General features: G+C 67.3%; 11 protein-coding genes. 4 read left to right on the top strand and 7 right to left on the bottom strand.

Annotation, left to right across the window (positions count from 1 at the left end):
- Nucleotides 1-521: hypothetical protein (locus A5688_RS23250; RefSeq protein ID WP_068268291.1), on the bottom strand; the 521-nt coding region annotated here is incomplete at its 3' end.
- On the opposite strand from A5688_RS23250, the gene A5688_RS23245 reads away from it, so the two are divergent.
- On the top strand, nt 436-711 hold the full coding sequence (locus A5688_RS23245; protein ID WP_431768079.1) for a DUF503 family protein: 276 nt from the start codon (nt 436-438) through the stop codon (nt 709-711). The two genes, A5688_RS23250 and A5688_RS23245, sit on opposite strands and share 86 nt — an antisense overlap.
- A gap of 50 nt (nt 712-761) precedes the next feature.
- On the opposite strand, the gene trmI is transcribed toward A5688_RS23245, so the two are convergent.
- Nucleotides 762-1,607, bottom strand: coding sequence for a tRNA (adenine(58)-N(1))-methyltransferase TrmI (gene trmI / locus A5688_RS23240; protein WP_067907491.1), 846 nt, complete (start codon nt 1,605-1,607; stop codon nt 762-764).
- Between the two features lie 74 nt (nt 1,608-1,681).
- On the opposite strand from trmI, the gene A5688_RS23235 reads away from it, so the two are divergent.
- Nucleotides 1,682-2,578: a RecB family exonuclease gene (locus A5688_RS23235; protein WP_067907493.1), complete on the top strand. Its 897-nt coding sequence runs from the start codon at nt 1,682-1,684 to the stop codon at nt 2,576-2,578.
- Between the two features lie 6 nt (nt 2,579-2,584).
- Here A5688_RS23235 and A5688_RS23230 read toward each other — a convergent pair whose 3' ends face one another.
- The 5 genes from A5688_RS23230 to A5688_RS23210 form a co-directional block, all read right to left on the bottom strand.
- On the bottom strand, nt 2,585-3,955 hold the full coding sequence (locus A5688_RS23230; protein WP_067907496.1) for an FAD-containing oxidoreductase: 1,371 nt from the start codon (nt 3,953-3,955) through the stop codon (nt 2,585-2,587).
- Complete coding sequence (locus tag A5688_RS23225; protein WP_067907499.1) at nt 3,952-4,464, bottom strand: DUF4126 domain-containing protein; 513 nt, start codon at nt 4,462-4,464, stop codon at nt 3,952-3,954. The genes A5688_RS23230 and A5688_RS23225 overlap by 4 nt, the downstream gene beginning before the upstream one ends.
- Nucleotides 4,465-4,583: 119 nt before the next feature.
- Entirely contained in the window at nt 4,584-5,438 is an 855-nt protein-coding gene (gene hisG, locus A5688_RS23220) for an ATP phosphoribosyltransferase (protein WP_067827997.1), read from the bottom strand.
- Nucleotides 5,439-5,440: 2 nt separating this feature from the next.
- The gene (locus A5688_RS23215; protein WP_067827988.1) at nt 5,441-5,722 is read right to left on the bottom strand and encodes a phosphoribosyl-ATP diphosphatase; all 282 of its coding nucleotides are present in this window, start codon (nt 5,720-5,722) and stop codon (nt 5,441-5,443) included.
- Between the two features lie 55 nt (nt 5,723-5,777).
- Nucleotides 5,778-6,380: a TetR/AcrR family transcriptional regulator gene (locus A5688_RS23210; protein ID WP_067827985.1), complete on the bottom strand. Its 603-nt coding sequence runs from the start codon at nt 6,378-6,380 to the stop codon at nt 5,778-5,780.
- A 305-nt stretch (nt 6,381-6,685) separates the two neighbouring features.
- On the opposite strand from A5688_RS23210, the gene A5688_RS23205 reads away from it, so the two are divergent.
- Both A5688_RS23205 and A5688_RS23200 read left to right on the top strand, forming a co-directional pair.
- Nucleotides 6,686-7,528 carry an MlaE family ABC transporter permease gene (locus A5688_RS23205; protein ID WP_067827982.1) on the top strand — a complete coding sequence of 281 codons (843 nt, stop codon included), beginning with the start codon at nt 6,686-6,688 and terminating at the stop codon, nt 7,526-7,528.
- Nucleotide 7,529: 1 nt separating this feature from the next.
- On the top strand, nt 7,530-8,393 hold the full coding sequence (locus tag A5688_RS23200; protein WP_067827978.1) for an ABC transporter permease: 864 nt from the start codon (nt 7,530-7,532) through the stop codon (nt 8,391-8,393).
- Nucleotides 8,394-8,397: the final 4 nt, after the last annotated feature.

Genomic DNA, 8,397 nt, shown 5'->3' with positions numbered 1-8,397 from the left:
GGTGTGGGCCCCACCGGTTGCCCGAGGCGCCGTCGTCGGCGTAGGTGCGCGGATCGCTGGTGCATTCCGCCCTGGAAGGGGGCGAACTCCATCGGGAAGGTGAAGTTGGCGTTGTTGGCCTGTGCGGTGTGAACGGCGATGGTGGCCTTCACGTTCGACGGGTTCTTGTCCGACCACGCGATGTCGTTCGCGTTGAAGGTCATGGGCAGATAACCGTTGTCCCGCAAGGCGTTGGTGAACTTGTCCAGGGTGGGTGCGCTCTCCGGTGTCGCGCCTTCCACCAGATTCACCTTGCTGGCGCTCGGAACGTTCGGGTCGGCGAGTCGGGAGAGCACGTCGGTGAGTGCTTCAGGCGGCGGCAGGGGAGTCGTGACGGGCGGCACAGCCGGCCGCGAGGTGGCCGGCGGCAGCGAAGAGACGGCCGACGAACCAGCCCTGGGGTGCGGCGACGAACATGCGGCGAGCCCGACCGCCGCCAGGACGGTGGCGGCGCTCAGCGCTATGGACAGTGGTCGGTGCATCCAGTCGGCGGCCGAGACGGGTTCGCATGAGCTGTACCGGCGAGCGGGCATCGGCGTCGCGACGGTGTCCGGCGACCGCGCCCATGCCGTCGACGTCCTTGACGCGGCCGAACGGCTGGTGGCCGCGCATCCCGAATTCGAACTGCTCTCGGTGCGGCGTTCCCTGGTTCGCAGCGACGATCTGGCCTAGCTGATGGTGGCGACGTTGATGACGGCGACGTTGATGACGGCAACCCGCCGCTAGCCGTCGCGGCCTTCGCGCTTGCGGCCCAGCGGCACGGGCGCGACGACGCCGGGCGCGAGCCGCCGCGTGAAGATCAAGAAGGCGGTGTGCCCGCGCATCGAATGCTGCGGCCGGACCGCGAGACCGACGACGTTCCAACCGCGTTGCAATGTCTCCCAGGACCGCGGTTCGGTCCAGCACTGCTGCGCCCGCAGGGCCTCGACCGTGCGCGACAGCTGAGTGACGGTGGCCACGTAGATGATCAGCACGCCGCCAGGGATCAGCAGCCGCGCGACCGACTCCAGCACGTCCCACGGCGCGAGCATGTCGAGCACAGCACGGTCGAAGGAGGCGTCGGGCAGGTCGGATTCGGCGACGTCGCCGATGATCAGCTGCCAGTTGGCGGGTGCCTGACCGCCGTGAAACACCGACACGTTGCGTTCGGCGTGCTCGGCATGGTCGGCGCGCTGTTCGTAGGAGGTCACCCGGCCCTCGGGCCCCACCGCGCGCAGCAGTGAACAGGTCAGCGCGCCGGAGCCGGCACCGGCCTCCAGCACTCGCGCGCCCGGGAAGATGTCGCCCTCGTGCACGATCTGAGCGGCGTCCTTGGGGTAGATCACCTGGGGTCCGCGGGGCATCGACATCACGTAGTCGATCAGCAGGGGCCGCATCACCAGGTACACGGCGTTGTTGCTCGACTTGACCACGCTGCCCTGCTCGAGCCCGATCACCGCGTCGTGCGGAATCGACCCGCGGTGCGTGTGAAACTCCGCGCCCGCGGTGAGCATCATCGTGTAATGCCGACCCTTGGCGTCGGTGAGCTGAACACGCTCGCCCTCGGTGAACGGGCCGGTTACGGACACGCGGTCCAGCGTGCCAGCCGACTCGCCGCAGCTGGTGTTTGGGGGTTGTCGGCACCCGGTCCTAGGCTGCCGACATGATCGTCGCGCCGCAGGCACCCCCGTCGGGGGTGGGTCTGGCGGGGCCCGCATACCGCCCGGCCCTGTCGCCGTCGCGGGCGGCGGACTTCAAGCAGTGCCCGCTGCTGTACCGGTTCCGGGCCATCGACCGGTTGCCCGAGGCGCCGTCGACGGCGCAGCTGCGCGGATCGCTGGTGCATTCCGCCCTGCAGCAGCTGTACGGCCTGCCCGCCGAACAGCGCGGCCCCGACACCGCGATGTCATTGCTCGAGCCCGCGTGGGACCAGCTCATCGCCGCCACCCCCGAGATGACCGCCGGACTGCCTCCGGAGGAACGCACCCAGCTGCTAACCGAGGCGCAGGCGTTGCTCGCCGGCTATTACCGGCTCGAGGACCCCACCCGTTTCAACCCGGAGTGCTGCGAGCAGCGGGTGGAGGTCGAGCTCGCCGACGGCACGCTGCTGCGCGGCTTCATCGACCGGATCGACGTCGCCGCCACCGGCGAGGTGCGGGTGGTCGACTACAAGACCGGCAAGGCACCGCCGGCCGCTCGGGCCCTGGCCGAGTTCAAGGCGATGTTCCAGATGAAGTTCTACGCGGTGGCGCTGTTGCGTTCGCGCGGTGTGCAGCCCACCCGGCTGCGGCTCATCTATCTGGCCGACGGCCAGGTGCTGGACTACACGCCGGATCACGATGAGCTGCTGCGCTTCGAGAAGACGCTGATGGCGATCTGGCGGGCCATTCAATCCGCCGGGCAGACAGGCGATTTCCGTCCCACCCAGTCGCGGTTGTGCGACTGGTGTCCCCACCAACAGCACTGCCCGCTTTTCGGGGGCACCCCGCCACCCTACCCGGGGTGGCCGGAAACTCTTGTCGCGCAAAGTGGTTCGCATCCGACCGAACCGGCGGCCTAACCGCCGCTAGTCGAGTGGCGAGAGCTCCTGCAGCATCGTGGGAATGAGCTCGCTGACGGTGGGATGGATGTGCATGGTGCGCGACAGCGTGGTGTAGGGCGCCTTGGCCGACATCACGTCCAGGATGCAGTGGATGGCCTCGTCACCGCCGACCCCGAGGATGGCGGCCCCCAAGATCTCTTTTGTGTCGGCGTCCACCACGACCTTCATGAAGCCTTGTGTCTCACCCTTTTCCACCGCCCTGCCGACTCTGGTCATCGGCCGCTTGCCCACCAGGGCCTTGCGTCCCGACGAGCGGACCTGGTCGGCGGTCATGCCGGCGCGCCCCAGCGGCGGATCGATGTAGAGCGCGTAGGTGGGGACGCGGTCGCTCACCCGGCGCGGATCGTCGTCCAGCAGGTTGGCGGCGACGATCTCGAAATCGTTGTAGGAGGTATGGGTGAAAGCACCCTTGCCGTTGCAGTCGCCCATCGCCCAGATGTGATCGACGCTGGTCTTGAGCTGATCGTCGACCACGATGTGGCCGCGCGCGTCGGTCCGCACCCCGGCCGCGTCCAGACCCAGGTCGTCGGTGTTGGGCCGCCGGCCCACCGCCAGCAGCAGATGACTCCCCCGCACGGGTGCCGCACCCTCGCGCGGAGTCAGCTCGAACCCGTTGCCGGACTTAGCTATTCGTACGTCATCGGCTCCGGTGATGACGTCGACGCCTTCGGCCCGCAGGATTTCCGCCACGGTCGCCGAGACGTCTTCGTCTTCGCGCGACGCCAGCCGCGGGCCCCGTTCGACGACGGTCACCCGGGCCCCGAACCGACGGTACATCTGCGCGAACTCCAGCGCGATGTAGCTGCCCCCCAAGATCACGAGATGCTCTGGCACGGCGTCGAGTTCGAGAACCGACACGTTGGTGAGGAAGTCGACCTCGGACAGGCCCGGAATCTCGGGCACCACCGCACGCCCGCCGACGTTGAGGAAGATGCGGTCGGCGTGCAGCACATCGTCCCCGACCCGCAGGGTGTGCGGATCCTGGAAAACCGCATGCCCGCGAAATACGGTGCAGCCGTTCATCCCCTCGAGCCAGTCCTCGACGCCCTTGCGGTCGCCGAGCATGATCTCGTCCTTGCGGGCCTTGACCTTCGCCATGTCGACGCTGACCGATCCGGTCCCGACGCCGTACTCCGCGCCGCGGCGCGCCAGATGCGCGGCGTGCGCGGAGGCCACCAGAGTCTTGGTCGGGATGCATCCGGTGTTGACGCAGGTGCCACCGATCAGTTTGCGCTCCACCACCGCGACGCGCTGCCCGGCTGCGGTCAGCCGGCCTGCCAGCGGCGGGCCGGCCTGCCCGGCCCCAACGATGATCGCGTCGAAATGGCCTGTCACTTAACCGCCGTCAGCAGGTACTCCGTCAGCAGGTGACCCGTCGTGGCAAGGATGGCGAACCCGCCCACGATCGCGACGGCGTCCTCCAGCAGCGCGATCGGCAGGTCCTTGCCGCCCGTCGCGGCGACGAGCCGCTTGCGTGCCTGGTAGCCGCCGAGGGTGCCCAGCACCGCGCCGATGATCCCGGCACCCAGCGCGGTGAACGTCCAGTGTGGCCAGGCGCCGAGCGCCGCGCCCGCGAGCCCGCCCATGACGATCCGGGCCGCGAAGATCGGCGGCGCGGTGCGGGCCGGTGTCTTGGGCAGCTTGTCGTTGATCAGTTCGCCGACGGCGAGAACGGTGAAGATGATCACCGTGATGATGCTGGCCATCCAGCCCGCCCACGTGCCGTGCACATCGATCCAGCCGATATACGCGGCCCAGGCGACGACGGCGGGTGCGGTGAGCGACCGCAGCCCGGCCACCACACCAATCAGCAAAGCCAGCAAGACAAGAAGCGTATGTGTCACGGAAGACCCTCCTGGGAGACGACAGCCGGCGACCGATGCGGGGACGACCCGCACGCCAACCCGGGCAGTCCCCCGAGCCGGACGCTAACACAGCCGCGGGTCTTGCACCGCCTGCGCAATCAGAACCGGCAAAACCTGATGTCGGAAGCCAGGATCGCCTTGGCGCCGATGGCGGCCAGCTCGTCCATGATCTCGTTGACGCCCCGACGCGGCACCAGCGCGCGGATGGCGACCCAGTCGGGGTCGGCCAGGGGTGCGATGGTGGGCGACTCCAGCCCCGGCGTGATCGCCGTGGCCTTGTCCTGGACCGCGCGGGGGCAGTCGTAGTCGAGCATCAGATATTGCTGACCGAACACCACGCCCTGGATCCGCGCCACCAGTTGGTCGCGCGCCGCCTGCGTCCCGGACTTGCTGCGGTGGTCGCTCTCGATCAGCACCGCTTCCGAGTCGCACAGCGGTTCGCCGAAGGCGACCAGGTCGTGCAGGCTCAGGGTGCGCCCGGACCCCACCACGTCGGCGATGGCGTCGGCCACACCCAGTTGCACCGAAATCTCCACCGCACCGTCGAGCCTGATGACCGTGGCCTCAATACCGCGCCCGGCCAAGTCTTTTCGGACCAAATTGGGATACGCGGTGGCGATCCGCTTGCCGGCCAGATCGGCGATCTTCCAGTTGCGCCCGGCCGGTCCGGCGTAACGAAAGCTCGACGAGCCGAATCCCAGCGCCAGCCGTTCGCGCACCGGCGCCTCTGAATCGCCGACCAGGTCCCGGCCGGTGATTCCGAAATCGAGCTCCCCCGAACCCACATAGATGGCAATGTCTTTGGGCCGCAGGAAGAAGAACTCGACCTGGTTGGCCGGGTCGATGACGGTCAGGTCCTTGGAATCGGTGCGGCGCCGGTAGCCGGCCTCCGCGAGGATCTCGCTGGCCGGCTCGCTGAGCGTGCCCTTGTTGGGAACCGCAACCCGCAGCATGGTCATAGCTTCCGATACACATCGTCGAGGGTCAGTCCGCGCGCCACCATCAACACCTGCGTCCAGTAGAGCAACTGGCTGATCTCCCCGGCCAGCGCGTCGTCGGATTCGTGTTCGGCGGCCAGCCACACTTCGCCGGCTTCTTCGAGGATCTTCTTGCCCAGACCGTGCACGCCGGCGTCCAGCGCGGCGACCGTCGCGCTGCCGGCCGGCCGGGTACGGGCACGCTCGCCCAGTTCGGCGAACAGATCCTCGAAGGTCTTCACGGCCAGCGATTGTTTCACGCGGCCGCGAGCAAAGTCACCTCGGTTTCGCCCCGATCGGATTTCGAACGCCCGGTCAGTCGAATCCGCCGAGCGTGATGCGCAGCGCTTCCTCCAGCTGCACGTGAAACGGTGGCCGTGCCGCGATGTCTGAGGTCAACCACCCGTCGAGCACGAATTGCACTGTGGCCAAACTAATGTGGACCAACAGGGCGGGTCGGACATCAACCGCCGCATCGACCCCCATCCGGCCGGCGACCTGCTCGATCAGCGTGCCGTGATCGGTTTCGCTGACCAACACGGACTTGCTCAACAGGTGGGGCGCGGTCGCGACGGCAAGGCGCCAGGTATCCAGGTCGTCGACCTCGCTGACGTCGCGGGCGTGCGTCACGAACAGCTGGATCAGCGCCTCGGCCGGCGACTCGTCCGGCGGCCTGGCGCTGTAAGAACCCACGATCTCGGCGGCCGCCTCCCGAACGGGATCGATCAGCAGGCCCTCCTTGGTGGGCGCATACCGGAAATACGTGCTGATGGAGACGCCGGCGGCCGCGGCGATGTCCTCGGTGGTCACCGCGTCGAAACCGTGTTCGGCGAAGAGCCGATGCGCGGTTTGCTGGATCTGGGAAAGCAGCTCGGCACGGCGTCGGTCCCGCAACGAACCGGTGTTTGCTGAGGGCATGCCATCACCTTCGTCAATCCGACATTTGAACCCCAGGGTGCCGTCCAGCGACGAACTCAGATGAGTGACTCTACACTATTGAAAGTCCCTATCAAGTAGGCTAGTGTGATGCAGCACACACCAGTGAGCTGCGGAGTCTTGGAACTTGTTGACACTATTTTAATAAGGATAGGGGTCGACGGCCGACCAAAGCCCTCCGCTCGGCGCTCGAGACTTAGGGGTGGGAAGAGGGCCGATGCAAGCGGTAGCCGGTACGCGATGACCTGCGCCCTGTGTTTGCTAGACGAGCCGCAGGTCGCGCCGCTATGACAACGACCCAGCTTGACGGCGTTACCGCCATCCGGAACTGGTCGGTCGGGTACGTCCAACGTCACCCGGTCGCCTCGCTGACGACCGTAGGCGAACAGTTCGTCCTGGGCGTGCGCACGGCTCAATATTTCTTCTACGACCTGGTGACCGGCCGATTCCAGTGGCAGGAGTTCGTCCGGCAGGGCGCGTTCATGGCCGGCACCGCCGTGTTGCCGACGATCCTGGTGTCGCTGCCGATCAGCGTCACCCTGTCCATTCAGTTCGCATTGCTGGCCGGCCAGGTCGGTGCCACCTCGCTGGCCGGGGCGGCCAGCGGGCTCGCGGTCATCCGGCAGGGGGCGTCGCTGGTGGCCGCGGTCCTGATGGCATCGGCGGTCGGGTCGGCCATCACCGCCGACCTGGGTTCGCGGACGATGCGCGAAGAGACCGACGCGATGGAGGTGATGGGCGTCTCGGTGATTCGCCGCCTGGTCGTGCCCCGCTTCGCCGCGGCGGTGATGATCGGTGTGGCCCTCACCGGTGTCGTCTGCTTCGCCGGATTCTTCGCGAGCTACATGTTCAATGTGTACTTCCAGAACGGGGCGCCGGGCAGTTTCGTGTCGACGTTCGCGTCGTTCGCCACGACCGGCGACATGATTCTGGCGCTGATCAAGGCGATCGTGTTCGGCGCCATCGTGGCCATCGTGTCGAGCCAGAAAGGCTTGTCCACCAAGGGCGGACCGACCGGCGTCGCCAACTCCGTGAATGCCGCTGTGGTCGAGGCGATCCTGCTGTTGATGATCGTCAACGTCGCCATCAGCCAGCTCTACATCATGTTGTCGCCCAGGACGGGGCTGTGACGTGACCGCCTCCGCTTATCGACCGTTCGCACCGGTTTCGGTCCCGCTCATCCGCGTTTACCGCCGGGGCAAAGTGCCGATCATCCGGCTCGGCCACCTGCTCGTCTTCTTCGTCAGGGCGCTGGTCGCCGTGCCGCTCGCCTTGCGCCAGTACCGCGCCGAATTCCTGCGGCTGTTGTCGAACATCACCTGGGGCAACGGATCCATCGTCGTGGGTGGCGGCACCGCCGGTGTGGCCGTGGTGCTCGGCATGACCGTCGGCGCGCTGGTCGGGATCGAGGGCTACAACTTCCTCGATCTGCTCGGTCTCGGGCCCGCCACCGGGTTCGTCTCCTCGTTGGTCAACACTCGCGAGCTGGCTCCGCTGATGGCCTCGCTCGCCTTCGCCATGCAGGGCGGCTGCCGCTTCACCGCCCAGTTGGGATCCATGCGCATCGCCGAGGAGATCGACGCGATGGAATCGATCGCCATCCGCCCGATCCCCTATCTGGTGACCACCCGCCTCATCGCATCGGTGGTGGCGATCGTCCCGCTGTACGCCGCATGCCTGGCGATCGGATATCTGAGCACACAGATCGTGGTGGGTATCGGCAGCGGCGGCTCGACCGGTTCCTACCTGCACTACTTCACGCTGATGCTGGCCGGCCAGGACATAGTCTATTCGTTGATCAAGGCCGTCATCTTCGTGTGGATCGCATCGACGATCCAGTGCTACTACGGGTATTACGCCAGCGGCGGGCCCGAAGGCGTCGGGGTCGCCGCGGGGCACGGCATGCGGGCCAGCATCACCGTCGTGATCATCGTCAACATGCTGCTCACCATGGCGTTGTGGGGCGTCGACTCCGGCGCACGGTTCGGCGGGTAGGCCG

The organism is Mycobacterium mantenii, assembly GCF_001667865.1.
Taxonomy (GTDB): Bacteria; Actinomycetota; Actinomycetes; order Mycobacteriales; family Mycobacteriaceae; genus Mycobacterium; species Mycobacterium mantenii_A.
Note: the sequence above shows the minus strand (reverse complement) of the source record. Positions and strands in the feature narration are given on the sequence as shown.